This window comes from Streptomyces coelicoflavus, assembly GCF_003112555.1.
GTDB lineage: Bacteria > Actinomycetota > Actinomycetes > Streptomycetales > Streptomycetaceae > Streptomyces > Streptomyces coelicoflavus.
This window is the reverse complement of sequence record NZ_BEWB01000010.1, coordinates 286,462-311,870: the sequence shown is the minus strand read 5'-3', so window position 1 is coordinate 311,870 and position 25,409 is coordinate 286,462. Positions and strand designations below refer to the sequence as shown.

Here is a 25,409-nt window from a genome sequence, read left to right as displayed (position 1 = left end):
TGGGGAACCGTACATCGAAGCGATCAAGCCTGTCAGGTGCGCATCAAATCAGCCACATTCTGGCCGAATCACTTCCGTGCGGCCCGCAAAGCCCGTTCTCCCGCCACCCTCATGGCCGCGAGCGGGGCGGGTGCCCGCCGCGTCATCCGCTCCACCTGGAGCACCGCCTGGTGGAGCAGCAGGTCGAGGCCGCTGACGACGGCACCGCCATGCGCCGACCAGCGGGCGGCGAGCGCAGTGGGCCACGGGTCGTAGAGCACGTCGAAGAGGGTGGCGGGCCGCTCCGGGACGGCCGCGGCGAGCGCGTCGGTGGCGCCGGCCGGGGTGGTGGCCACGACCAGCGGGGCGTGCAACGCCTCCTCGGCGTCCGACCAGTTGGCGATGCGCACCTCGACGTCCAGCCGCTCGGCCCAGCCCTGCATCTCGGCGGCGCGCGCCTCGCTGCGGACGTAGACGGAGACCTCACCGGTGCAGATCCGGGCCAGTGCGGCCAGCGCCGAGGACGCGGTGGCGCCGGCGCCGAGGATCGCGGCGCTCTCGACCTTTTCGACGCCGTGCTCGCGCAGGGCGGCGACGATGCCGGGGATGTCGGTGTTGTCGCCGGTCTTCCGGCCGTCCTCGCCGAACACCACGGTGTTCACCGCGTCGACGGAGGCCGCCGTCTCGCTGATGCCGTCGAGCAGCGGGATCACCGCCCGCTTGAGCGGCATGGTCAGTGACAGCCCCGCCCACTCGGGCCCCAGCTCCGCGAAGAAGCCGGGCAGGGCGGCCTCGTCGATGTCGAAGCGGTCGTACGTCCAGTCCTTAAGTCCCAGCTCGGCGTAGGCGGCACGGTGCAGCACCGGGGAGAGTGAGTGGGCGATGGGCGAGCCTAGAACGGCGGCTCGGCGGGGTACGGACGTCACTGGTTCTTCGAGGCTTCCCACTGGTCGACCAACTTCTGGTGTTCCGCGTTGGTCTTGGTGAACTCGCTCGTCTTGCCGTCGCGCGAGATGAAGTAGTACCAACCGTCACCGGTCGGGGCGAGAGCGCCCTTCAGCGCCTCCTCGCCGGGATTGCTGATGGGGCCGGGCGGCAGGCCCTTGGTGTAGTAGGTGTTGTACGGGTTGTCGAAGGTGCGCAGTTCCTTGAGGGACAGGTCGATCTTGCTCTGGTTCTTGACGTAGTTGTACGTCGAGTCGAACTCCAGCATCCCGTTGGTCTGCTCGTTGCCCGGCTTGAGGCGGTTGTAGACAACCTCGGCCATCTTGCGGAAGTCCTCGTGGCTCCTGCCCTCCGCCTGGACGAGGCTGGCGACGGTGAGCAGTTGCCACGGCCCTTCGAGACCCAGGCCTTCGGCCTTCTTCTCGAGACCCATCTCCTCGTATTTCGCGGTGGCCCGCTCCACCATCTGCTTCAGCACGTCCTCGGGCTTCTGCCCCTTGGCCGCCGAGTAGCTGGACGGGTAGAGGAAGCCCTCCAGGGGGTCCTTGACGTCCTTGTGGTTCAGCGCCCATTCGGGCAGGCCGAGGTTCTTGTACTCGGACTTGGCGACCTTGGCGGTGGTGCCTTCCTTCACTTCGAGGCGTTTGTCGATGAGCTCGTAGACGTCGGCGTTGCGCCTGCCCTCGGCGACGATCAGGTTGCTGCGGCTCTCCGGGCTGAGCAGGAGTTCGACCGCGCTCTCGGCCGACATCTCCTTCTGAAGCGTGTAGACGCCGTCCTGGATGCTCTTGCCACGCGGATTGCTCTGCTGGGCGGCGATGAAGGCGTCGACGCTCTTCACCACGCCCTGGCGTTTGAGTTCCTGGCCGATCGTGGAGCCGCCGGCGCCCTTGGGGATGGTGACGGTCACCTGCTCGCCGTTGCCGTCTCCCGCGAAGTCCGGGGCCGCGCCGAAACGATCCTGGTAGAACTGGTAGCCGAAGTATCCGATACCGGCCACGCCGCCGCCGAGCACCAGGCAGACCACCAGGCAGGCGCATCCGCTGCGACGCTTCTTCGGCTTGCCGCCGCCCCGGGTCCTGCGCTCCCCGCGGTCCTCGCGGCCGTCGTCCGCCGCGTCGTCGTCACCGTCGCCGCCCCCGCCGGCGAAGAAGGCGTGCTCCCCCTCGTCGGGGCCCGGATCCCAGTCGGTGCGCTGCGGCTCGGGCTCGGCACGGCGGCGGGTGGGCGGCTCCGGCGGCGGGTACGCCTCGGGGGTGCCGTAGAAGTCGGGCTGTTCGGCGCCGTAGCCGCCGGCCTGCTGTCCGTAGGGGTCGGACGGGTCGGCCGGGTACTGCGCCTGGGGGTGTGCGCCGCCGCCCCAGCCGTTGTCGTGACCCTGCTGCGGCTGGGCCTGGGGTGCGTACTGCTGGTCGTACTGCTGCTGACCGTACTGGTGCTGGTCGTACTGCTGCTGGGGGTACGGCTGACCGTACTGGTCGTACTGCTGCTCGGCGTGCTGGTGGCCGTACTGGTCGTACTGGGGCTGCCCGCCGCCGTACGACGACTGGCCGCCGTTGCTCCAGTCGCCGTACTGCTGCTGCGCCTGCTGCTCCGGATACTGCTGCGGCTGGCCGCCGTAGGGGGACTGCTGACCCGTCTGGGCCTGCTGTCCGCCCCATCCGCCGTCCCCGTACAACGGGTCCTCCGGATGCCACGGTTCGGGGCCTGGGCCCCGGCCATACTCAGTCATCGATCCCCTAGAGCCGCGAGGCGACGGAGGGGCGCGACCTGTGCCGGAGGGTCCGCTTCCGTTCCGCCTCTTGCTGTGCGGTGGCTGTTCGAATGCCTCCCGCATCGCGCGGAACGTTACCGTACCGCGATCAGATGACCACTTCGACGCCCTCGCCGGGGGGCCTGCCTGACACCCGTTCGGATTCCAGTGCCTGCTGGAGGATGATCACAGCGGCGGCCTGGTCGATGACGGACCGGCCCTTCTTGGACTTCACCCCGGAGGCGCGCAGCCCCTGGCTCGCCGTGACCGTCGTCATGCGCTCGTCGACCAGCCGGACCGGGACGGGCGCGATGCCCTTGGCCAGCTCCTGCGTGAAGCGCCTGACCTTGGCCGCGGCCGGGCCCTCGCCGCCCTTGAGGGAGCGAGGGAGGCCGACGACGACCTCGATGGGCTCGTACTCGGCGACCAACTGCCGCAGGCGCCGGTGCGCCGCCGGGACGTCGCGGCCGGGGACGGTCTCCACCGGGGTGGCGAGGATGCCGTCGGGGTCGCAGGACGCGACCCCGATACGGGCGTCGCCGACGTCGATCGCCAGGCGGCGGCCGCGGCGCATCACCGGGCCGTCCGCCTGCTCGTGGGACGGTGTGCTCACTTGGCGGAGTCCGCCACGAGGCGCTCGACGGCGTCGACGGCGTCGCCGATGGCGGCCGGGTTCTGGCCGCCGCCCTGGGCGACGTCCGGCTTGCCGCCACCGCCGCCGCCGAGGGTCTTGGCGGCGGTGCGCACCAGGTCACCGGCCTTGAGGCCGCGCTCGCGGGCCGCCTCGTTGGTGGCGATGACCGTGAGGGGCTTGCCGCCCACCGTGGTGAACAGGGCCACGACCGCGGCCCGGCCGCCCTGGATGCGGCCGCGCACGTCGAGGACCAGCTTGCGCAGGTCGTCGGCGGTGGTGCCGTCGGGGACCTGGCCGGTCACCAGGGCCACGCCCCGCACGTCCTTGGCGGAGTCGGCGAGGCCGCCGGCCGCCTGGAGGACCTTCTCGGCGCGGAACTTCTCGATCTCCTTCTCGGCGTCCTTCAACTTGCCGAGCATCGCGGAGACCTTCTCCGGCAGCTCCTCCGGACGGCCCTTGATCAGCTCCTGGAGCTGGGCGACGACCGTGTGCTCGCGGGCGAGGAAGCTGTAGGCGTCCACGCCGACCAGGGCCTCGATCCGGCGCACGCCGGAGCCGATGGAGGACTCGCCGAGCAGCTTGACCAGGCCGAGCTGGGCGGTGTTGTGCACGTGGGTGCCGCCGCACAGCTCCTTGGAGAAGTCGCCGATGGTGACGACGCGCACGCGCTCGCCGTACTTCTCGCCGAACTCGGCGATGGCGCCCTGCTTCTTGGCCTCGTCGATGCCCATGACGTCGGCGCGCACGTCGAGGTCGCGGGCGAGCACCTCGTTGATCTTCTGCTCGACGTCGGTCATCACGGCCGTCGGCACGGCGGACGGCGAGCCGAAGTCGAAGCGGAAGCGGCCGGGCTGGTTCTCGGAACCGGCCTGGGCGGCCGTCGGGCCGAGGGCGTCGCGCAGCGCCTGGTGGGTGAGGTGGGTGGCCGAGTGGGCGCGGGCGATGGCCTTGCGGCGGCGGTCGTCGATGGAGGCCTGCGCCTTGGCCCCGACGGTGACCTCGCCGACCTGGACGACGCCCTTGTGGACGTACACGCCCGGCACCGGCTTCTGGCAGTCGCGGATCTCGATGACGGCGCCGGTGTCGACCCGGATCCGGCCAGTGTCGCCGATCTGGCCGCCGCCCTCGGCGTAGAACGGGGTGCGGTCCAGCACGATCTCGACCTCGTCGCCCTCGGTGGCGGCCGGGGACGAGGCGCCGTCGACGAGGATGCCGACGACCGTGGACTCGGTCTCGGTGTCGGTGTAGCCGACGAAGTCGGTGGCGCCGGCCTTGTCGGCGATCTCCCGGTAGGCACCGGCACCGGCGTGGCCGGTCTTCTTGGCCTGGGCGTCGGCCTTGGCCCGCTCCCGCTGCTCCTTCATCAGGCGCCGGAAGCCGTCCTCGTCCACGGACAGCCCCTGCTCGGCGGCCATCTCCAGGGTGAGGTCGATCGGGAAGCCCCAGGTGTCGTGGAGCAGGAACGCCTTGTCACCGGCGAGGACGGTGCCGCCGGAGGCCTTGGTGTCGCTGACGGCGGTGTCGAGGATGTTGGTGCCGGCCTTCAGCGTCTTGAGGAAGGCGTTCTCCTCGGCGAGGGCGACCTTCTCGATGCGCTCGCGGTCGGTGACCAGCTCGGGGTACTGCTGCCCCATCATGCCGATCACGACGTCGATGAGGTCCTTGACGACCGGGCCGGTGGCGCCGAGCAGGCGCATGTTACGGATGGCGCGGCGCATGATGCGGCGCAGTACGTAGCCGCGGCCCTCGTTGCCGGGGGTGACGCCGTCGCCGATGAGCATCACGGAGGTGCGCATGTGGTCGGTGACCACGCGCAGGGACACGTCCGAGGCCTGGGCGTCGCCGTAGGCCACGCCGGTCAGTTCGGTGGCCTTCTTGATGACGGCCATGGAGGTGTCGATCTCGTACATGTTCTGCACGCCCTGCAGAATCATGGCGAGGCGCTCCAGGCCGAGGCCGGTGTCGATGTTCTTGCTCGGCAGCTCGCCGAGGATCTCGAACTCCTCCTTGCCGGTGCCCTCGCCCCGCTCGTACTGCATGAAGACGAGGTTCCAGATCTCCACGTACCGCTCGTCGTTGACGGCGGGGCCGCCCTCGGCGCCGAACTCGGGGCCGCGGTCGTAGTTGATCTCGGAGCAGGGGCCGCAGGGTCCGGGGACGCCCATGGACCAGTAGTTGTCCTTCTTGCCGAGGCGCTGGATGCGCTCGGAGGGGACGCCCACGACGTCGTGCCAGATGCGCTCGGCCTCGTCGTCGTCCTTGTACACGGTGATCCACAGGCGCTCGGGGTCGAGGCCGTAACCACCCTTGTCCTGGGGGCTGGTGAGCAGCTCCCAGGCGTACTTGATGGCGCCTTCCTTGAAGTAGTCGCCGAAGGAGAAGTTGCCGCACATCTGGAAGAACGTGCCGTGGCGGGTGGTCTTGCCGACCTCTTCGATGTCCGGCGTGCGCACGCACTTCTGCACGCTGGTGGCGCGGTCGAAGGGCGGCTTGACCTCACCCAGGAAGTAGGGCTTGAAGGGCACCATGCCGGCCGGGACGAGGAGCAGAGTCGGGTCGTCCGCGATGAGCGACGCCGAAGGGACGACGGTGTGACCGCGCTCCTCGAAGAAGCTCAACCAGCGGCGACGAATCTCGGCCGACTCCATCAGTGGTCCTCATTCCGGTTGTACGAGTACGTCGTGTACGACGTGCTGTCGTCGACGACGGACTTCGGGTCCTTGCTGTTCTCGATGGCGGCGTGGTGCCGCAGTGCGGGCAGTTCACCGTCGACGGGGGCCTTCAGGCCCAGCGCGTCGTCCAGTTCGGCCTCCCGCTGGGCCATGTTGTCGCGGACGTCGAGCGCGAAGCCCACCGCGCGGTCCCTGACCCGGGCGCCCACGTCGAGCGCCTTGTTCGCCGCGGTGGCGGCGAGGCTGTCGGGGGTGAGCTGCTTGAGCTTCCGGTTGACCTTGGTGGTGGCCCACACACCGGCGGCCATGCCGGTGCCGAACCAGAACGTACGGCGGAACATCCCTCGGTCAGCCCTTCTTCCGCTTCGTCCGCCGCGCGGCCGGGAGCGTACGGCCCACGATCACGGTGCGCCGTGCCTGGCCGGCGGGGGCGGACATGTCCTCCTTGCGACCGCCGAGTGCCCGGCGCACGCCGTATCCGAACGCCGCGACCTTGACCAGCGGGCCGCCGAAGGTGGAGGCCACGGTGGTGGACAGCGCGGAGGCGTTCGAGGTGACCTCCTGGACGTCGGAGGCGATCGCGTCGACCCGGTCGATCTGGGTCTGCGCGCTGCGCACCGCCGCCGAGGCGTCGGCCAGCAGCGGGACGGCCTGGTCGGTCACGTCCGCCACGAGTTTGGTGGTCGTCCTGAGCGTCTGGGCCAGCCTCGCCAGTGCGACGGCGAGGAAGGAGACCAGGATCGCCCAGAAGACGGCCACCAGGATCCCGGCCACCTCGCCACCGGACACTGTGTGCACCCGCTCCCTGAAATACGTGCCTGAACATCGGGAAAGTCGTGCACCGAGCCTATCGCGCCGGGCGCGGGGCTCCGTACCGGATTCCCCGTCGCGCGCGGCGCGGTGCGGCCGGGCCGGTCGAAGCGATTGTACGGAGTGAATACGGTTCAGTACGCTCCGTGTTTCATGCGAGACCTTCGGCGCGACGGCGTCCCGCACGGCAATCTACCGCTGGAACTCGACGCCTTCGTGGGCAGAGCGACGGAGCTCGTGGAGCTGGCCGGTGCGCTGGACTCGGCACGGCTGGTGACCGTCACCGGGGCCGGCGGTGTCGGCAAGTCCCGGCTGGCCGCGCGGGCGGCCGGGCGCCGCTCGCCCCGGCACGGGGTGTGGCGGGTGCACCTCGCGCCGGTGCGGGACGAGGAGTTCGTCGACTACGCGGTCGTGGAGGCGCTGGGCCTGACCGACCACACGACCCGGCTGCCGCGCGAGACCCTGCTCGCCCACCTGGCCGGGCGGGAGCTGCTCCTGCTCCTGGACGGGGTCGAGCACCTGGTGGACGCCTGCGCGTCGCTGGTGACCGACCTGCTGGGCCGGGCCCCCGGGCTCAGGGTGCTGGCGGTGGGGCGCCGGCCGCTGGACGTGGCCGGGGAGCGGCTGGTTCCGCTGGCGCCGCTGGGCACGGAGGAGGCGGTGGAGCTGCTGACGGTCCGGGCCGGGCTGCGCGGCGGTGTCCCTGAGTACGCCGCCGACCCGGACGCGGACCTGCGGGAGGTGCGCGAGCTGTGCCGGCGCCTCGACGGGATCCCGCTGGCGGTCGAGCTGGCGGCGGGGCGGCTGGGCGCGCTGTCGCCGGGGCAGGTGCTGCGCCGCCTGGACGACCGGTTCCGGCTGCTGGCCGGCGGGGACCGCACCGCGCTGCCCCGGCACCGGACGCTGCGCACGGCGATCGGCTGGAGCCACGAGCTGTGCACGCCGCCGGAGCGGCTGCTGTGGGCGCGGCTGTCGGTGTTCAGCGGCCCCTTCGACCTGGAGGCCGCCGAGTACGTGTGCAGCGGGGACGGACTGGCGGCCGAGGACGTGCTGGACGTGCTGACCGCGCTGCTCGCCCAGTCCGTGCTGACCCGCGAGGAGTCCCCCACCGGGGTGCGCTACCGGATGCTCGACACGGTCCGGGCATACGGCGCCGACTGGCTGGAGGCGACGGGCGACGCGGACCGGCTGCGGCGGCGGCACCGGGACTGGTACGTGGGCCTGGCGACCTGGTGCGAGCTGGAGTGGTTCTCCCCGCGCCAGGACGAGGTCGCCGCGCGGGTGGACGCGGAGCTGCCGAATCTGCGCAGCGCCCTGGAGCACTGCCTGGACGAGCCGGACGGCGCCCACCTGGGCCAGTACCTGGCGGGCGCCCTGTGGTTCCACTGGGTCGGCTGCGGGCGGCTGTCGGAGGGGCGGCACTGGCTGGAGCAGGCGGTGCGGCTGGAGGCGGAACCCACGGCGGGCGAGCAGTCCCGGTTGAAGGCGCTGTGGGTGCTCGCCCACGTGGCGATCCTCCAGGGCGACACGGTGCCGGCGCTGGCGGCGCTCCAGGAGTGCCGCCAGGAGGCGGAGCGGTCGGCGAACCCGACGGCGGTGGCGTACGCGGAGCACCGCACCGGCTGTCTGGCGCTGGTGACGGACGACCTGCCGCGCGCGGAGACGCTGCTGCGGTCCGCGCTGCACCGCTACCGGGAGATCGGCGAGCTGAACAGCAACGTGCTGATGGGCCAGGTGGAGCTGGCGATGGCCCGGGCGTTCCAGGGCGATCTGCCGGACGCGGTGCGCCTGTGCGAGGACGTGCGCCAGGTGTGCGAGGACCACGGCGAACGCTGGGCCCGGGGGTACGCCCTGTACGTGCTGGCGTACGCGGCCTGGAGCGAGGGCGACCCGGTGCGCGCCCGCGAGCTGCTGGCCGACTGCCTGGGCGGGGCGCACCGTTTCCGCGACCAGCTGGGCTCGGTGCTGGCGGTGGAGCTCCTGGCCCTGGTCACGGTGGCGGAGGGCGACGCGGCGGAGGCGGCGGTGCTGCAGGGCGCGGCGGGGCGGATGTGGCCGTCGGTGGGGCTGCCGCTGTTCGGCTCGGCGCACTACAACGCGCCGCACGAGCTGTGCGAGGCGGCGGCCCGGGAGCAGCTGGGCGACGAGCGGTACGTGGAGTGCGTACGGCACGGCGCGCGGCTGGGCCGCCGGGAGGCGGTGGCGCGGGCACTGCGCCGGCCCGGGGTGCCCGCCTCGCTGCCGGCGCCGCGCGCGGCGGCCGGGCACCGCGGCGCGGCGGGGTCCGGCACGGCGAAGCCCGCCGCCTCGCCCACCCGGAAGGGCGGGGAGACGGCGGGCTGAGTACCGCGGTGGTACCGCGCCTGCTCGATTCAGCGTGTGTGCTGGATCAGCGGGCGTAGTACTCGACGACGAGCTGCTCGTCGCAGATCACCGGGATCTCCTTGCGGTTCGGCTCGCGGTCCAGGCGGAACGCCAGGGCCTTGAGGTTCACCTGGAGGTAGCGCGGGGTCTCGCCGTCGGGGGCGAAGCCACCCTCGCGGGCGATGGTGAAGAGCGTCTTCTCCTTGGAGCGGTCGCGCACCTGCACGACGTCGTCCGGGCGGACGCGGAAGGACGGCTTGTCGACCTTCTGGCCGTTCACCTGGATGTGGCCGTGGACGACCATCTGGCGGGCCTGGTAGATCGTGCGGGCGATGCCCGAACGCAGGACCAGCGCGTCGAGACGGCGCTCGAGCTCGATGACCAGGGCCTCGCCGGTCTTCATGTTGGTCTTGGAGGCACGCTCGTAGGCGCGGACGAGCTGGCGCTCGCTGAGGTCGTACTGCGCGCGCAGACGCTGCTTCTCGAGCAGACGGACCTTGTAGTCCGAGTTCTGCTTGCGGCCGCGGCCGTGCTCGCCCGGCGGGTAGGGGCGGGCCTCGAAGTACTTGACGGCCTTCGGGGTCAGCGCGATGCCGAGGGCACGCGACTTCTTGACCTTGGGGCGGGACTGGTTCGCCACTGTCTGTGTCTCTTCTCTGAAGGTTCCGGCTTGTCAGGGTTGTGGGAGGTCGCAATCCGCAGCCGGGGAAACCCGCCTGGTCCGCTCGGGACCTGCCGGGCAGCCGCTCCCCTGGTCTGGGCACATACGTGCAGCACGCGAGTGGCCCACCGACCGCTCCCGGAAGCCGGGTGGTGGTGGGCTGCCCGCGACACCGATCGACGGTGCGCGACGCTCCTGGAACCCCGGAGGGTTCCGGCCGGTTGTCCCGTTCTGACGGCACGGGACTCGGCACTCCGGGCGATTCTACAGGCTGCTCAGGACGGCCTGCGACCGAGGTGCCCGCGGGTCCACTCCACGGCGTCCGCGTACCTTGCCTCGGCGCCGTGCCGGGTCGGCGTGTAGTACGTCCGGTCCTTGAGCCCGTCCGGGGCGTACTGCTGGGCGGCGATGCCCTCGGGCAGGTCGTGCGGGTACACGTACCCCTGCCCGTGACCCAGCTTGCCGGCGCCCTTGTAGTGGCTGTCGCGCAGGTGCGCGGGGACCGGCCCGGCGTGGCCCTTGCGCACGTCGTCCAGGGCGGCGCCGATGGCGGTGGTCGCGGCGTTGGACTTGGGGGCCAGCGCCAGGGCGATGGTGGCGTGGCTGAGGGTGAGCGAGGCCTCGGGGAAGCCGATCATGGCGACGGCCTGGGCGGCGGCGACCGCGATCTGCAACGCGTTCGGATCGGCGAGGCCGATGTCCTCGCTGGCGGAGATCATCAGGCGCCGGGCGATGAAGCGGGGGTCCTCGCCGGCCTCGATCATGCGGGCCAGGTAGTGCAGGGCGGCGTCCACGTCGGAGCCGCGGATGGACTTGATGAGGGCGCTGGCGACGTCGTAGTGCTGGTCGCCGTCGCGGTCGTACTTCACCGCGGCCCGGTCGACCGTCTCCTCGAGGGTGGTCAGGCCGATCTCCGCCTCGCCCTTGTCGAGCGCGGCCCCGGCGGCGGCCTCCAGGGCGGTGAGCGCGCGCCGGGCGTCGCCGCCGGCGATGCGCAGCAGGTGCTCCTCGGTGTCCTCGGGCAGGGCGAGGGCACCCCCCAGGCCGCGCTCGTCGGTCAGGGCGCGGCGCAGCAGGCCCCGGAGGTCGTCGTCGGTGAGGGGTTCGAGGGTGAGCAGGAGGGAGCGGGAGAGCAGCGGAGAGATCACCGAGAAGTACGGGTTCTCCGTGGTGGCGGCGATCAGCGTGACCCAGCGGTTCTCCACGGCCGGGAGCAGGGAGTCCTGCTGGGCCTTGCTGAAGCGGTGGATCTCGTCGAGGAAGAGGACGGTCTCCTTGCCGTACCCGCCGACCGCGCGGCGGGCGCCGTCGATGACCGCGCGGACCTCCTTGACGCCCGCGGTGATCGCCGACAGCTCCACGAACCGCTTGTTGGTGGCCTTGGAGACGACGTACGCCAGGGTGGTCTTGCCGGTGCCCGGCGGGCCCCAGAGGATGACCGAGGACGGCCCCGCGGGGCCGGACGCGCCCTCGCCGACCAGGCGGCGCAGGGGGGATCCGGGCTTGAGCAGGTGCTGCTGGCCGACGACCTCGTCGAGGGTGCGCGGGCGCATCCGCACGGCGAGGGGACTGCCGGTCGGGTCCTTCTCCTGGCGTTCTTCGGCTGCGGCGGTGAACAGATCGGGCTCCACGCTCTGAACCCTAAAGGACCGCACCGACAACGCGGCGGGCCCGGTGGGCCCGCCCGCGCGGAAGGCCCGTCAGCTGGTCCAGAAGTCCCACCAGCGGGTGAGGATCATCATGCCGATGATGCCGATGTGCAGCACCGGCAGGACCCAGGTGAACTCGCTGAAGAAGCCGCGCAGCCAGCCCGGAGCGGGCAGGAAGCCCTTGCGGACGTTGAAGGAGGTCACGTACCAGAACATCAGGATCGTGGCGACCCACGCCAGGCAGCACCACAGGCACAGCGAGTTGATCCGGTACAGGGACTCGAACTGCAGCCAGGAGACGAAGCCGACGCCGAAGAGGCAGCCGGCGTTGAAGGTGAGCCAGTACCAGCGCGGGTAGGTGGCGCGGGCGAGCAGGCTCATGCCGACGCAGATGACGATGCCGTAGGCGACGAGGCCCAGCATCGGGTTGGGGAAGCCGAAGGCGGAGGCCTGGTCGCTCTCCATGATGTTGCCGCAGGAGACGACCGGGTTGAGGCTGCAGCCGGGCGTGAACGTGGTGCCGGCGACCTTGGCCTCGAGGATCTTCTGCTTGTCGATCGTGATGACCCAGGCGGCGAGCAGGCCGGCCGCACCCGTGATCACCAGCAGCAGGGCGAGGGCGCGGCTGCCGCCCTCGGTGCGCGGGGTGCGGGTGCCGCTGTCCGGCGCGGACTCTGCCACGGTGGAGACGTCCTTCACTGTCGTCTTGCTCATCACGCCGATTCCGTCACTGGAGAGTGGGACCTGCTTCGGGCAGGGGCCATTGTGCCGCACAAGCCTGTATGGGCACCGTTCGATGAGCCTATGAACGGACCGGCGGTCACTCCTGAGCGGCGCGTTTTGGCCACCACCCGTTCCCCAGGGGCACGCGCGAGCGAAAACACGTGGCCCTGGGGGTGCGGGCGGGTCGGCCCGGGGTGCGGGCGGGTCAGCCGAGCCTCGACTCCAGCTCCGCGACGATCTCGTTGACGCCGATCGCGGTCTGCTCGCCGGACTCCATGTCCTTGAGCTGAACGACGCCCTCGGCCAGGTCGCGCTCGCCCAGGACCAGGGTGTAGCGGGCGCCGGAGCGGTTGGCCGCCTTCATCGCCGCCTTGAGCCCCTTGCCGCCGTAGGAGAAGTCGGCGGCGACGCCGTTCTTGCGCAGCTCGGTGACCTTGGCGAAGAGGATCCGGCGGGCCTCCTCGCCCAGCGGGACCGCGAAGACCGAGGTCGCGGACGGGATGTCCAGTTCGATGCCCTCCGCCTCCAGGGCGAGGACGGTGCGGTCGACGCCGAGCGCCCAGCCGACCGAGGGCAGGGAGGGGCCGCCGATCATCTCGGACAGGCCGTCGTAGCGGCCGCCGCCGCCCACCGCGGACTGGGAGCCGAGGCCGTCGTGGACGAACTCGAACGTCGTGCGCGTGTAGTAGTCCAGGCCGCGCACCAGCTTCGGGTCGTCCTCGAAGACCACGCCCGCCGCCGTGATCAGCTCGCGCACCTCCTCGTGGTACGCCTTGCAGGCGTCGCACAGGTAGTCGCGCAGCAGCGGGGCGTCGGTGAGCTGCTTCTGCACCTCCGGGCGCTTGTCGTCCAGGACGCGCAGCGGGTTGATCTCGGCGCGGCGCAGGGTCTCCTCGTCCAGGTCGAGCCCCCGCAGGAAGTCCTGGAGCGCGGCCCGGTAGACGGGACGGCACTCCTTGTCGCCCAGGGAGTTGAGCAGGATGCGGAAGTTCCGCAGGCCGAGGGCGCGGTACGACTGGTCGGCCAGGATGATCAGTTCGGCGTCGAGGGCCGGGTCCTCGGCGCCGATCGCCTCGGCGCCGACCTGGGAGAAGTGGCGGTAACGGCCCTTCTGGGGGCGCTCGTAGCGGTACTGCGAGCCGGAGTACCAGACCTTCACCGGCAGGTTGCCCGCCTTGTGCAGGTTGGCCTCCAGGACCGCGCGGAGCACCGGAGCGGTGGTCTCCGGGCGCAGGGCGAGGCGGTCGCCGCCCTTGGTCTCGAAGACGTACATCTCCTTGGTCACGATGTCGGTCGACTCACCGACGCCGCGCGCGAACAGTTCGACGTTCTCGAAGCCGGGCGTCTCGATGTAGCCGTAGCCGGAGTTGCGCAGCGGGGCGGCGATCGCCTCGCGGACCGCGAGGAACTTGGCGGAGTCGGGCGGCAGCAGGTCGTACGTGCCCTTGGGGGCCTTGAAGGTGCTCACGGAAGGTCTCGTCACATTCCTCGTCGGGGCGCGTCGGAAGCGCTCTGGCCGGCGGCCACCTGCCGCAGATACGGATTGGTGGCGCGCTCCTGGCCGATGGTCGTCTGGGGGCCGTGTCCGGAGAGCACCACGGTCGAGTCGTCGAGCGGCAGGCACACGCGTGCCAGGGACTCGAGCATGTCGTCCATGGAGCCACCGGGGAAGTCGGTGCGTCCGATGGAGCCGGCGAACAGCAGGTCGCCCGAGAACATCACCGGCGGGATGTCCGCCGCCTCGGGCAGGCCGAAGGTCACCGACCCCTTGGTATGGCCCGGGGCGTGCGCGACGGTCAGCTCCAGGCCCGCCAGCGCCAGCTTCGCGCCGTCGGTCAGCTCCTTGACGTCGTCCGGCTCCCCCACGGTCAGCTCGCCCATGAGCGGCATGCCGATGCTGCGGCCGATCCCCTTCTCGGGGTCGCTCATCATGTAGCGGTCCTCGGGGTGGATCCAGGCCGGCACGTCGTGGGCGCCGCACACCGGGACGACCGAGGCGACGTGGTCGATGTGGCCGTGGGTGAGGACGACGGCGACGGGCTTGAGCCGATGCTTGCGGATCGCTTCCTCGACTCCGGGGGCCGCCAGGTGGCCCGGGTCGATGATCACGCACTCCTCACCGGCGGCGGGGGCGACGAGGTAGCAGTTCGTCCCCCAGGCCCCGGCGGGGAACCCGGCAATGAGCACGATCGTCCTTCGTTTGGGTCGTTACGGGTGGGCTTGCGAACGGGTCGCGCCCATGGTCAGAGCCTACCGGCGGTGCCGATTCCTCAGCGAACCCATATACGGTACGGGGCTACACGCCCACGGTCGGCTCATCGCACCCACGCGTACCGGTCGGCACACGAAGACGCATGAGGAGAGAACCCGGTGGTCACCCAGGAGCAGCGGCGGCGTCAGCTCGCCCGGGAGAAGTTCTTGCGCCAGCAGCAGCGACGCACCTCCGCGCGACGCAGGGCGCGCATGCGCAACGCCGCGATAGCGTCGGTGCTCGGCGTGATTCTGATCGGCAGTGTCGCGCTGTACACGACCGGAGTGGTCCTGGGGGACGACGACGACAAGACGAACGCGAGCGCGGAGGTCACTCCGAGCGCGTCGGCGCCGAGCAAGGCTCCCGACCCGTGCGACAAGCCGGCCGACGGCAAGGTCAAGACGCAGACCTGGAAGAAGGAACCTGCGATGACCGTCGACGAGTCGGCGAAGTACACGATGAAGCTGGAGACGTCGTGCGGTGACATCGACATCGCGCTGAAGGCGAAGGCGGCACCGCACACCGTCAACTCGTTCGACTTCCTGGCCGGGAAGGGCTACTTCGACCACACCAAGTGCCACCGGCTCACCACCGAGGGCATCTACGTGCTCCAGTGCGGCGACCCCACCGCCAAGGGCAACGGCGGTCCCGGCTACAACATCCCGGACGAGAACCTGAAGGACAAGAGCCTCAAGGACAACATGTACCCGGCGGGCACGGTGGCGATGGCCAACACCGGGCAGCCGGACTCCGGCGGCAGCCAGTTCTTCCTCGTGTACCAGAACAGCCAGCTGCCCCCGAGCTACACGCCGTTCGGCACGGTGTCGGACGCCGGGATGAAGGTTCTCAAGAGGATCGCGGCGGCCGGGGCTCAGGCACCCGACCCCACGACGGGCAATACGGCGCCCAACGCGACGGTCGTGATCGACAAGGCCACGGTCACCAAATCCTGACCCTCATCAGCGAAAGTTCGGTCGTGCGGGATGCGGACAGGCCCCCCGCCGGTCGCCTATGTTGGCCGTGACGAAACTGTGGACGATGCCCGGGGGTAGCGAAGCCCTCCGCCGGCATCATGTGGAGGAGGCGCTGTGAGCAGCGACCCGTGGGGCCGCGTCGACGAGACGGGGACCGTGTACGTGCGTACGGCCGACGGCGAGCAGGTCGTCGGTTCCTGGCAGGCAGGCTCCCCCGAGGAGGCACTGGCCTACTTCGAACGCAAGTACGAAGGCCTGGTTGTCGAGATCGGCCTCCTCGAGAAGCGGGTGAAGACCACCGACCTGTCGGCCAAGGACGCCCAGACCGCCGTCGACCACCTGCGCGAGCAGGTGGACGCGCACCACGCGGTCGGCGACCTGGACGCGCTGCGGGCCCGGCTGGACAAGCTCGTCGCGCTCGTGGAGACCCGGCGCGAGGAGCGCAAGGCCCAGCGGGCCAAGCAGTCCGACGAGGCGCGCGGTGCCAAGGAGGCGCTGGTCGCCGAGGCCGAGGAGCTGGCGCGCTCGGACCAGTGGCGGGCGGCCGGTGAGCGGCTGCGGTCCCTGGTGGACACCTGGAAGGGCCTGCCGCGCCTGGACCGCAAGTCCGACGACGAGCTGTGGCACCGCTTCTCGCACGCGCGCTCGGCGTTCTCCAAGCGCCGCAAGCAGCACTTCGCGCAGCTCGACGCGCAGCGCGAGGAGGCCCGCCGCACCAAGGAGCGGCTGGTCTCCGAGGCCGAGGCGCTGTCGAACTCGACGGACTGGGGACCGACGGCCGCGCGCTACCGCGACCTGATGTCCGAGTGGAAGGCCGCGGGCCGCGCCCAGCGCGAGCACGAGGACGACCTGTGGAACCGCTTCCGCGGCGCCCAGGACGTGTTCTTCGCCGCCCGCAGCTCGGTCTTCGCCGAGCGGGACGCCGAGCAGACGGAGAACCTGAAGCTCAAGGAGGAGCTGGTCACGGAGGCCGAGAAGCTCGTCCCGGTCACCGATCTCAAGGCGGCCCGTGCCGCGTTCCGTTCGGTCAACGAGCGCTGGGAGGCGATCGGCCACGTGCCGCGCGACGCCCGGCCGAAGGTCGAGGGACGGATGCACGCGGTCGAGCGGGCCCTCCAGGAGGCCGAGGAGGCCGAGTGGCGCCGGACCAACCCGGAGGCACGCGCGCGTGCCGAGGGCCTCACCGGTCAGCTCCAGGCCGCCGTCGACAAGCTGCGCTCCCAGATCGAGCAGGCGCGCAGCCAGGGCAACGACGCCAAGGCCGACAAGCTCGCCCGTGAGCTGGAGGGCCGCCAGGCACTCCTCGACCAGGCGCTCAAGGGGCTGCACGAGTTCGGCGGCTGATCCTCGGCATCTGGATCACGGCGGCCCGGCGGTGCATGTCCGCCGGGCCGCCGCACCGTTTCATCGCGGTCCGGCGTGCTCGCTGATGTCGAGGGCGTGTTTGAGCACCTCGCAGGCCTGAAGATGGTTGCCGGACTCCTGCAACAGGTCGGCCAGACGGCGGCAGACCAGTACGGCTTCGGGCCCGTACACCTGGTGCACCCGCTGGAAGGCGAACTCCAGCACCTCGATCGCCTCCCGCACCTGCCCGGTCTCGGCCAGCAACTCCGACAGCTCCAGTTGCACGTCGACCAGGCTTCCGTACCGGCCGCCGGCTTGCTCCGGTGCTCGCCGCAGACGTCCGCGAGCGGGAGCCGTCCGACGCCGTTCTCCTGGGAGCGCCGCGGCAGTGGCCGGTTCTTGGCCCGCAGGCGTTCCTCCAGGACCCGGTGCAGGGTGTCCAGGTCGATCAGTTCGGGACCGTCCACCATCCCGTCCCGCAGGCTGCCGAGCAGTTCACCGGTGAACGCCGTGTGGCGTTCGCCGTCCGGGTGTGCTCCCCCGTCACTCCGCTACGACGGCCTGCGCGCCGAGGTCACCCGGTACACGTCGTAGACGCCCTCCACGCCGCGTACGGCCTTCAGGACGTGCCCGAGGTGCTTGGGGTCGCCCATCTCGAAGGTGAAGCGGGAGGTGGCCACCCGGTCGCGGGAGGTCTGGACGGCCGCCGAGAGGATGTTGACGTGCTGGTCGGACAGCACGCGGGTGACGTCCGAGAGGAGCCGTGAGCGGTCCAGGGCCTCGACCTGGATGGCGACCAGGAAGACCGAGGACTGGGTGGGCGCCCACTCGACCTCGAGGATGCGCTCGGGCTCGCGGGAGAGCGAGTCCACGTTCACGCAGTCGCTGCGGTGGACGGAGACGCCGCTGCCGCGGGTGACGAAGCCGATGATCGGGTCGCCGGGGACGGGCGTGCAGCAGCGGGCCAGCTTGACCCACACGTCGTCGACGCCCTTGACGACCACGCCCGGGTCGGCGTTGGCCCGGCGCTTGCGGCCGCGGCCCCGGGACGGCGGGACCGACTCGTCGATCTCCTCGGTGGCCGCCTCCTCGCCGCCGAGCGCCTGGACGAGCTTCTGCACGATGTTCGGCGCGGAGACGTGGCCCTCGCCGATCGCCGCGTACAGCGCGGAGATGTCCGAGTAGCGCATCTCGTGCGCGAGCGTGACCAGGGAGTCGCCGGTCAGGATGCGCTGGATCGGCAGGTTCTGCTTGCGCATCGCGCGGACGATGGCGTCCTTGCCCTGCTCGATCGCCTCGTCGCGGCGCTCCTTGGAGAACCAGGCGCGGATCTTGTTGCGGGCGCGCGGCGACTTGACGAAGCCCAGCCAGTCGCGGGACGGCCCCGCGCCGGCCGCCTTGGAGGTGAAGACCTCCACCAGGTCGCCGTTGTCCAGGGTGGACTCCAGCGGCACCAGCCGTCCGTTGACCCGTGCTCCTATGGTGCGGTGGCCGACCTCGGTGTGGACGGCGTAGGCGAAGTCCACGGGGGTGGCGCCGGCCGGGAGCGCTATGACGTCGCCCTTGGGGGTGAAGACGAAGACCTCGTTGCGGGAGAGGTCGAAGCGCAGGGACTCCAGGAACTCGCCCGGGTCCTCGGTCTCCTTCTGCCAGTCGAGGAGCTGGCGCAGCCACGCCATGTCGTTGAGGTGGTCGTCCTTGCTCTTGCCGGACGACTTGGGGGCGTCGGTGCGCACCTTGGAGGCGCCGGCGACGGCCTCCTGCTTGTACTTCCAGTGCGCGGCGATGCCGTACTCCGCGCGGCGGTGCATGTCGAAGGTCCGGATCTGCAGCTCGACGGGCTTGCCGCCGGGCCCGATGACCGTCGTGTGCAGCGACTGGTACATGTTGAACTTGGGCATCGCGATGTAGTCCTTGAACCGCCCCGGAACCGGGTTCCAGCGGGCGTGGACCGTGCCGAGCGCCGCGTAGCAGTCGCGGACGGTGTCCACCAGGACGCGGATGCCCACCAGGTCGTAGATCTCCGCGAAGTCCCGGCCGCGGACGATCATCTTCTGGTAGACGCTGTAGTAGTGCTTGGGGCGGCCGGTGACGGTCGCCTTGATGCGGGCCGCGCGCAGGTCCTGCTGGACCTCGTCGGTGACGACGGCCAGGTACTCGTCGCGCTTGGGGGCGCGCTCGGCGACCAGGCGGACGATCTCGTCGTACATCTTGGGGTAGAGGATCGCGAAGGCGAGGTCCTCCAGCTCCCACTTGATGGTGTTCATGCCCAGCCGGTGGGCGAGCGGCGCGTAGATCTCCAGGGTCTCGCGCGCCTTCTTCTCCTGCTTCTCGCGCTTGAGGTAGCGCATGGTGCGCATGTTGTGCAGGCGGTCGGCGAGCTTGATGACCAGGACGCGGGGGTCCTTGGCCATGGCGACGACCATCTTGCGCACGGTCTCGGCCTGCGCGGCCTCGCCGAACTTGACCTTGTCCAGCTTGGTGACGCCGTCGACGAGGAGGGTGACCACGTCGCCGAAGTCGCGGCGCAGGTCCTCCAGGCCGTACTCGGTGTCCTCAACGGTGTCGTGCAGCAGCCCGGCCATCAGGGTGGCCGGGTCCATGCCGAGCTCGGCGAGGATGGTGGTGACGGCGAGCGGGTGCGTGATGTACGGGTCGCCGCTCTTGCGCTTCTGGCCGCGGTGCCAGCGTTCGGCGACCTGGTAGGCGCGCTCGATCTGGCGCAGGGTCGCCGTCTCGATCTTGGGGTCGTTGCCGCGCACTATGCGCAGCAGGGGCTCCAGGACCGGGTTGTACGGGTTGGCGCGCTGCACACCGAGGCGGGCGAGGCGGGCGCGGACGCGGTTGGAGGAGCCGGAGCGGGCGGGCTGCCCGCCGGGGGCGCGCACCACGGGCGCGTTCTGCGGCCGCTCGGAGGGGAGCGACTTGGGGCGCGGCTGCTGCTCGGCGGGCTTGTCGACCGGCGCGGACGGGGCGTGCTGGATCGGCCCACGCGTGTCGTTCTTCGCCTGGGGCGCGCTCGGCGCGGGCTTCGCCGCGGACGCCGAGGCGGACTCGGGCTTTGCGGCGGTCAGTGGCTGGGCCTCGTCTGGCAAGAGGACTCCTCGTGCGCGATCCGGGTCCCCCGGTCAGGCTCCGGATACCCCATGGTAGCGATCCTGCCCTCCAGGATCGCCTTCTGGCCAATGTGAGGGCTGTCAACTCGTGAAACGTCCGGGGCGGGCGCCGGATTCCTCCGGGCCCGCCCCAGCCGTGCGGTTCGCGTGGTTCAGACCGTGAGCAGCGCCTTCAGCGGGGCCCCGGCCAGGGCCGGCTCCAGCCGGGCCCGCCCGCCGAGGAAGCCCAGCTCCATCAGGACGGCGAGGCCCGCGACCTCGGCACCGGCCCGGCGGATCAGCTCCAGCGAGGCCTCGGCGGTGCCGCCGGTGGCGAGGACGTCGTCGACGACCAGCACGCGGTCGCCCGCGCTGAGGTCCTCGGCGTGCACCTCGATCTCGGCGGAGCCGTACTCCAGGTCGTACGCCTGGCTGAGCGTGGCTCCGGGGAGCTTGCCCGCCTTGCGCACGGGGATGAAGCCGAGGCCCGCCCGCAGGGCCACCGGGGCGCCGAGGATGAAGCCGCGCGCCTCCAGGCCGACGACCTTGGTGGCGCCGGTCCGCCCGGCGATCTCGGCGAGGGCGCCGGTCAGGGCGGCGAACGCGGTCGGGTCCGCCAGGAGCGGGGTGATGTCCTTGAACATCACGCCCGGCTCCGGGTAGTCCGCCACGTCCCGGATGCGGCTGAGAAGCAGCTCCGTGATGTCGGTCGTCTCGGTCATCGGCGCTTCCCCGACGGCCGGCCGCGTCCCCTGCCGCGGGACGTGGGCTGGTTGCGGGGCCCGACGACCGCGGCTGCCGCGTCGTCGGTCCCGTCCTCCGCGTACGGTGCCTCGTCCGCGGCGGCCGGTGCCTCCTCGCCCTTGGCCGACGCCTGGGCGCGCTTGGCGAGGACCCGCTTCTTGAGGCTCTTCATCTGCGGCTCGGCCTCCTTGAGGTCGGCGACGAGCGGTGTGGCGATGAAGATCGACGAGTAGGCACCCGCGGCGAGACCGACGAACAGCGACAGCGAGATGTCGTTGAGCATGCCGGCGCCGAGCACACCGCCGCCGATGAACAGCAGGCCCGCCACCGGCAGCAGTGCGACCACCGTGGTGTTGATGGAACGGACCAGGGTGCTGTTGATCGAGCGGTTGGCGATCTCCGCGTAGGTCCAGCGGGTCTGTTTGGTGATGTCCTTCGTCTGCTCCTTGAGGCTGTCGAAGACGACGACCGTGTCGTAGAGCGAGTAACCGAGGATCGTCAGCAGACCGATCACCGTGCCGGGTGTGACCTCGAAGCCGACGAGGGCGTAAATGCCCACCGTGATGGTGATGTCGTGGACCAGGGCGACGAAGGCGGCCAGTGCCATCCGCCACTCGAACGCGATCGCCAGGTAGATCACCACGAGGACCATGAAGATCCCGAGGCCCTGCCAGGCCTTGTTCGCGATCTGGTCGCCCCAGCTGGGACCGACCAGGTCGGCGTTGATCTTCTCCGCCGGGACGTCCAGCTTCTGCGAGAGGTCTTCCTTGATCTGGTCCGACTGCTGGGTGTCGGTGCCCGAGATCTGGATGCGGAGACTGCCGTCACCGAGCTTCTGGACGATCGCGTCGTGGCCGGACGCGTCCTCCGCCCAGGTCTCGGCCTGGGCGACCGAGGCGCTCATGTTCTTCGGGGTGGTGAAGACCGCGCCGCCCTGGAACTCGATGCCCATGTGCAGGCCGCGCACCGCCAGGCCGACGATGGCCGTGATGGTGATGAGGATCGAGATGCCGTACCAGATCTTGCGGTTCTTGACGAAGTCGTAGCCGACCTCGCCGTGGTGCAGTCGGGCGCCGAGTGTGCCGAGCTTCGACATCTCTCACGCCTCCTTCGGGTCGACAGGGCCGGCGGCAGGACGGGACGGACGGCGGGTGCGGCGCAGCGGGGGCTTGGCACCCAGGGCCTTGGGGTCGAGGCCGGACCACTTGTGACCGCTCGCGAAGAACTTGCGCCGGGCCATCAGCGTCAGCAGCGGCTTGGTGAAGAGGAACACCACGACCACGTCGAGCAGGGTCGTCAGCCCCAGCGTGAACGCGAAGCCCTGCACCTTGCCGACGGTGACGACGAAGAGCACCGCGGCGGCGAGGAAGGACACGAAGTCGGAGACGAGGATGGTGCGCCGGGCGCGCGGCCAGGCCCGCTCGACGGCGGGACGCAGCGTGCGGCCCTCCCGGATCTCGTCGCGGACGCGTTCGAAGTACACGATGAACGAGTCCGCCGTGATGCCGATGGCGACGATGGCACCGCACACGGCCGGCAGGTTCAGCGCGAAGCCGATGGTCGGGCCGAGCAGCGCCATGATCACGTACGTGAGGCCGGCCGAGACCAGCAGCGAGCAGACGGCGATGAACGACAGTCCGCGGTAGTAGAACAGCAGGTAGAGGACGACCAGGGCGAGGCCGATGGCGCCCGCGATCAGACCGGCCTTGAGCTGCTCACCGCCCAGCGCGGCGGTGACGGTGGTGACGCTGTCCTCCTTGAAGGTCAGCGGCAGCGCGCCGTAGGACAGCATGTTGGCGAGGCTCTGGGCCTCTTCCTGGTCGAAGCTGCCGGAGATCTCCGCGCTGCCACCGGTGAGTGCCTGGCTGACGTACGGGTCGGAGACGACCTCGTTGTCCAGGACGATGGCGAACTGGTTCTGCGGGGACTGGTTCTTCGCCAGCTTGCCGGTGATGTCCGCGAACTTCTTGCTGCCCTCGTCCGTGAACTTCATCGTCACGGTCCAGCCGGCGCCGGACTGCGTGTTGTAGACGGCCTCGGCCTCGTCGACCTCGGTGCCGTCGACCGCGGCGGCTCCGAGGATGTACTTCTGCCACTGGCCCTGCGAGTTCTGGCCGCAGGCCACGGTCTGCTCGCTCGGCTTGGCGCCGTCGCCTGCCTTGGCGCGGGCGTTCTCGTCGGTGCAGTCCAGGACCGCGTACTGCTGCTGCAGCTTGGCGGCGGAGTCGTCGCCGGAGGCGCTCGGGGACGGGGAGGCGCCGTCGGAGCTCGTCGCGGACGGGCTCGGGTCGGCCTTCAGGGCGTCGCTGGCGGCGCGGCCCTGGGTGGTGGCGCTCGCCGAGGCGGAGTCGGACGGCGTGCCGCTCGCCTTGTCCCCGTCGGTGGCCTTGTCCTTGTCGGTCGCCTTGTCCGTGGCCTTGTCGGTGGCCTTGTCCGAGGCACCGCCGGTCTCGCTCGCCGAGGGGGTGCCGGTCGCGTTGGCGCCGGAGAGTTCGGTGGCGAGGACCGGACGGAAGTACAGCTTGGCGGTGGTGCCGACCTGCTGCCGGGCTTCCTTCGAGTTCGTCCCCTTGGGGATGTTGACGATGATGTTCCGGTCGCCCTGGGTCTGTACCTCGGCCTCGGAAACACCCAGCCCATTGACACGGCGGTTCATGATCTCGACCGCGGTGTCCATGTTGGTCTTGTTGATCGCGGACTCCTGGCCCGCCTCCGGGACGGCCCGGAGCGTGATGCTCGTGCCGCCCGCCAGGTCGATGCCGAGACGCGGAGTCGTGTGTCCGGAGGCGAACATGCCGCCGGTGAGCGCCACGATGGCGATCAGGATCAGGGCCAGCGAGCGCCCGGGCTTACTCTGAGCGCTCGCATTCTTTCCCTTTTTAGGTGCTACCACCTTGGTGTACTCCCTCTCGGGCCGCTTCGCGCCCAGAAGGCGTCACCGGCGGCCATCACATGGTGTCCGGATCCGTGCGAGCCGCGCGTCACGCGGGGTGCGCGGGAACCCGTCCCGCGCACCCCGGGGCACGGCTTACTTCGCCTCGGAACCGCCGTCGGACTTCTTCGCCTGCTCGTCCGCCTTCGCCTCGGCGGGCGCGGCGTCGACCGTCGGCTCGTCGGCCGTCTCGTCTGCGGGCTCGGCCTTCTTGCCGAGGTCGACGGACTTGTCGTCGGAGGCGTCGTTGTCGGAGGCGTCGGACTCGGTGAGGGAGGAGGCGTCGTCGGGGACGACGTCCGCGTCGGACTTCAGGTCGTGCTCGATGCCGTGGACGATGCGGTTGTACTCGTCGTCGGTGAGGACGGCACCGATGGAGTTCTTGGCGAAGAGCAGCTCGACGCCCGGGCCGGCGTCGAGGAGGACCGTGTCGTCGTTGACCTCCTTGACCGTGGCGTACATGCCCCCGATGGTGCGGACACCGGTTCCGGGCTGCATCTCGTTCCGCATGTTGGCGGCCTGCTGCTGCTTCTTCTTCGCCGACCGGGTCATCAGGAACATGGCCCCGATGAGCACGATGAACGGGAGGAGGGTCACGAGACTCACGGGTCGGTACTTCCTTCACACGACCGCGATGGTGAGCGGCCTGATGGTTGGGGGTGTGTACGCCGCCGACAAGGGCGGCATCGGCGGAGTCTAGGCGAGTCCGCGCGCATGGAACAACGCCCAGCATGGCACCGGGGTTCCTGCTCCGGCGAATGTGCCCCGTGTGAGCGGGTCGTCACGCCCCGAACAAGTCCTGTTGTCCGTTTCCTGAACTCTGCGAACGCGGCGGGGTGAGGCCGAGGTGTGCCCATGCGGCCGGAGTGGCCACCCGCCCGCGTGGGGTGCGGGCGAGCAGACCCTCCCGTACGAGGAAGGGTTCGGCGACCTCTTCCACTGTCTCACGCTCCTCCCCCACGGCGACGGCGAGCGTGGACAGGCCGACCGGTCCGCCGCCGAACAGCTTGAGGAGGGCCTCCAGCACGCCCCGGTCGAGCCGGTCCAGGCCCCGGGCGTCGACCTCGTAGACGGCGAGGGCGGCCTCGGCGATCTCCTGGGTGATCAGGCCGTCGGCCTTGACCTGGGCGTAGTCGCGGACCCGCCGCAGCAGGCGGTTGGCGATGCGGGGGGTGCCGCGGGAGCGGCCGGCGATCTCGGCGGCGCCGGTGGGGTCGATCTCGACGTCGAGCAGGCCGGCGGAGCGGTGGATCACGCGCTCCAGTTCGGCCGGTCCGTAGAACTCCATGTGGGCGGTGAAGCCGAAGCGGTCGCGCAGCGGGGGCGGCAGCAGGCCCGCGCGCGTGGTGGCGCCGACCAGGGTGAACGGGGGAAGCTCCAGGGGGATGGCGGTGGCGCCGGGGCCCTTGCCGACGACGACGTCGACGCGGAAGTCCTCCATCGCCATGTAGAGCATCTCCTCGGCGGGCCGCGACATGCGGTGGATCTCGTCGAGGAAGAGGACCTCGCCCTCCTGGAGGGAGGAGAGGATCGCCGCGAGGTCGCCGGCGTGCTGGATGGCGGGTCCGGAGGTGATGCGGATGGGCGCTTCCATCTCGGCCGCGATGATCATCGAGAGGGTGGTCTTGCCGAGGCCGGGGGCGCCGGAGAGCAGTACGTGGTCGGCGGTGGCGCCACGGGCGCGTGCGGCGCGCAGCACCAGGTCGAGCTGCTCGCGGACCTTCTCCTGGCCGATGAACTCGCCGAGGTCCTTGGGGCGCAGGGCGGCCTCCACGGCCTGGTCCTCGCCGTCGGCGACAGCGCCCACCAGCCGCTCGGCCGCGGCCTCCGCGTCGGTCGTGTCGTCCCAGTTCACTTCGTTCTCCTTGCCGTGGCGCAC

21 protein-coding genes are annotated in these 25,409 nt (G+C 70.8%); 3 read left to right on the top strand and 18 right to left on the bottom strand.

Annotation, left to right across the window (positions count from 1 at the left end; translation table 11 throughout):
* Positions 1 to 68: 68 nt before the first annotated feature.
* From Sco07f_RS25295 to Sco07f_RS25270, 6 genes are all read right to left on the bottom strand, one after another.
* Entirely contained in the window at positions 69 to 905 is an 837-nt protein-coding gene (locus tag Sco07f_RS25295; protein WP_108989276.1) for a shikimate dehydrogenase, read from the bottom strand.
* A complete protein-coding gene (gene mltG, locus Sco07f_RS25290; RefSeq protein ID WP_108989275.1) occupies positions 902 to 2,656 on the bottom strand; it encodes an endolytic transglycosylase MltG in 1,755 nt (584 codons plus the stop codon). Before mltG ends, Sco07f_RS25295 begins: the two co-directional genes overlap by 4 nt.
* 130 nt (positions 2,657 to 2,786) lie before the next feature.
* A complete protein-coding gene (ruvX, locus tag Sco07f_RS25285) occupies positions 2,787 to 3,251 on the bottom strand; it encodes a Holliday junction resolvase RuvX (protein WP_007447501.1) in 465 nt (154 codons plus the stop codon).
* A gap of 35 nt (positions 3,252 to 3,286) precedes the next feature.
* Positions 3,287 to 5,959, bottom strand: coding sequence for an alanine--tRNA ligase (gene alaS / locus Sco07f_RS25280; protein WP_054101825.1), 2,673 nt, complete (start codon positions 5,957 to 5,959; stop codon positions 3,287 to 3,289).
* Positions 5,959 to 6,324 carry a hypothetical protein gene (locus Sco07f_RS25275; protein ID WP_007447505.1) on the bottom strand — a complete coding sequence of 122 codons (366 nt, stop codon included), beginning with the start codon at positions 6,322 to 6,324 and terminating at the stop codon, positions 5,959 to 5,961. Before Sco07f_RS25275 ends, alaS begins: the two co-directional genes overlap by 1 nt.
* Before the next feature lie 7 nt (positions 6,325 to 6,331).
* On the bottom strand, positions 6,332 to 6,781 hold the full coding sequence (locus tag Sco07f_RS25270) for a DUF948 domain-containing protein (protein WP_007447510.1): 450 nt from the start codon (positions 6,779 to 6,781) through the stop codon (positions 6,332 to 6,334).
* Positions 6,782 to 6,946: 165 nt separating this feature from the next.
* Here Sco07f_RS25270 and Sco07f_RS25265 point away from each other — a divergent pair, with 165 nt between their 5' ends.
* Complete coding sequence (locus tag Sco07f_RS25265; RefSeq protein WP_167468220.1) at positions 6,947 to 9,136, top strand: ATP-binding protein; 2,190 nt, start codon at positions 6,947 to 6,949, stop codon at positions 9,134 to 9,136.
* A gap of 46 nt (positions 9,137 to 9,182) precedes the next feature.
* On the opposite strand, the gene rpsD is transcribed toward Sco07f_RS25265, so the two are convergent.
* The 5 genes from rpsD to Sco07f_RS25240 all read right to left on the bottom strand — a co-directional run bounded on the left by rpsD (position 9,183) and on the right by Sco07f_RS25240 (position 14,377).
* Positions 9,183 to 9,797: a 30S ribosomal protein S4 gene (gene rpsD / locus Sco07f_RS25260; protein ID WP_007447552.1), complete on the bottom strand. Its 615-nt coding sequence runs from the start codon at positions 9,795 to 9,797 to the stop codon at positions 9,183 to 9,185.
* 296 nt (positions 9,798 to 10,093) lie between these two features.
* A complete protein-coding gene (locus Sco07f_RS25255) occupies positions 10,094 to 11,449 on the bottom strand; it encodes a replication-associated recombination protein A (protein ID WP_007447553.1) in 1,356 nt (451 codons plus the stop codon).
* A gap of 69 nt (positions 11,450 to 11,518) precedes the next feature.
* Positions 11,519 to 12,181, bottom strand: coding sequence for a vitamin K epoxide reductase family protein (locus Sco07f_RS25250; RefSeq protein ID WP_167468219.1), 663 nt, complete (start codon positions 12,179 to 12,181; stop codon positions 11,519 to 11,521).
* 214 nt (positions 12,182 to 12,395) lie between these two features.
* The gene (gene hisS / locus Sco07f_RS25245; RefSeq protein WP_007447555.1) at positions 12,396 to 13,658 is read right to left on the bottom strand and encodes a histidine--tRNA ligase; all 1,263 of its coding nucleotides are present in this window, start codon (positions 13,656 to 13,658) and stop codon (positions 12,396 to 12,398) included.
* 11 nt (positions 13,659 to 13,669) lie between these two features.
* Positions 13,670 to 14,377 carry an MBL fold metallo-hydrolase gene (locus Sco07f_RS25240; RefSeq protein ID WP_108989272.1) on the bottom strand — a complete coding sequence of 236 codons (708 nt, stop codon included), beginning with the start codon at positions 14,375 to 14,377 and terminating at the stop codon, positions 13,670 to 13,672.
* A 183-nt stretch (positions 14,378 to 14,560) separates the two neighbouring features.
* Between Sco07f_RS25240 and Sco07f_RS25235 the strand changes: the two genes are divergently transcribed.
* Positions 14,561 to 15,394, top strand: coding sequence for a peptidylprolyl isomerase (locus Sco07f_RS25235; protein ID WP_108989271.1), 834 nt, complete (start codon positions 14,561 to 14,563; stop codon positions 15,392 to 15,394).
* Between the two features lie 135 nt (positions 15,395 to 15,529).
* Positions 15,530 to 16,759, top strand: a complete 1,230-nt coding sequence (locus Sco07f_RS25230) for a DUF349 domain-containing protein (protein WP_007447579.1) — start codon at positions 15,530 to 15,532, stop codon at positions 16,757 to 16,759.
* 60 nt (positions 16,760 to 16,819) lie between these two features.
* On the opposite strand, the gene Sco07f_RS25225 is transcribed toward Sco07f_RS25230, so the two are convergent.
* The 7 genes from Sco07f_RS25225 to ruvB all read right to left on the bottom strand — a co-directional run bounded on the left by Sco07f_RS25225 (position 16,820) and on the right by ruvB (position 25,385).
* On the bottom strand, positions 16,820 to 17,044 hold the full coding sequence (locus tag Sco07f_RS25225; protein ID WP_108989270.1) for a tetratricopeptide repeat protein: 225 nt from the start codon (positions 17,042 to 17,044) through the stop codon (positions 16,820 to 16,822).
* A 266-nt stretch (positions 17,045 to 17,310) separates the two neighbouring features.
* Positions 17,311 to 19,854 carry a GTP pyrophosphokinase gene (gene relA, locus Sco07f_RS25220; RefSeq protein ID WP_007447560.1) on the bottom strand — a complete coding sequence of 848 codons (2,544 nt, stop codon included), beginning with the start codon at positions 19,852 to 19,854 and terminating at the stop codon, positions 17,311 to 17,313.
* Positions 19,855 to 20,027: 173 nt separating this feature from the next.
* Complete coding sequence (locus Sco07f_RS25215) at positions 20,028 to 20,576, bottom strand: adenine phosphoribosyltransferase (protein WP_007447562.1); 549 nt, start codon at positions 20,574 to 20,576, stop codon at positions 20,028 to 20,030.
* Positions 20,573 to 21,694, bottom strand: coding sequence for a protein translocase subunit SecF (gene secF / locus Sco07f_RS25210; RefSeq protein WP_108989269.1), 1,122 nt, complete (start codon positions 21,692 to 21,694; stop codon positions 20,573 to 20,575). The genes Sco07f_RS25215 and secF overlap by 4 nt, the downstream gene beginning before the upstream one ends.
* 3 nt (positions 21,695 to 21,697) lie before the next feature.
* Positions 21,698 to 23,491 (bottom strand): protein translocase subunit SecD, encoded by a 1,794-nt coding sequence (secD, locus tag Sco07f_RS25205; protein WP_167468218.1) that lies wholly within the window; start codon positions 23,489 to 23,491, stop codon positions 21,698 to 21,700.
* Positions 23,492 to 23,626: 135 nt separating this feature from the next.
* Positions 23,627 to 24,136, bottom strand: coding sequence for a preprotein translocase subunit YajC (yajC, locus tag Sco07f_RS25200; protein ID WP_007447567.1), 510 nt, complete (start codon positions 24,134 to 24,136; stop codon positions 23,627 to 23,629).
* Between the two features lie 175 nt (positions 24,137 to 24,311).
* Positions 24,312 to 25,385 carry a Holliday junction branch migration DNA helicase RuvB gene (gene ruvB, locus Sco07f_RS25195; protein WP_007447568.1) on the bottom strand — a complete coding sequence of 358 codons (1,074 nt, stop codon included), beginning with the start codon at positions 25,383 to 25,385 and terminating at the stop codon, positions 24,312 to 24,314.
* Positions 25,386 to 25,409 lie beyond the last annotated feature (24 nt).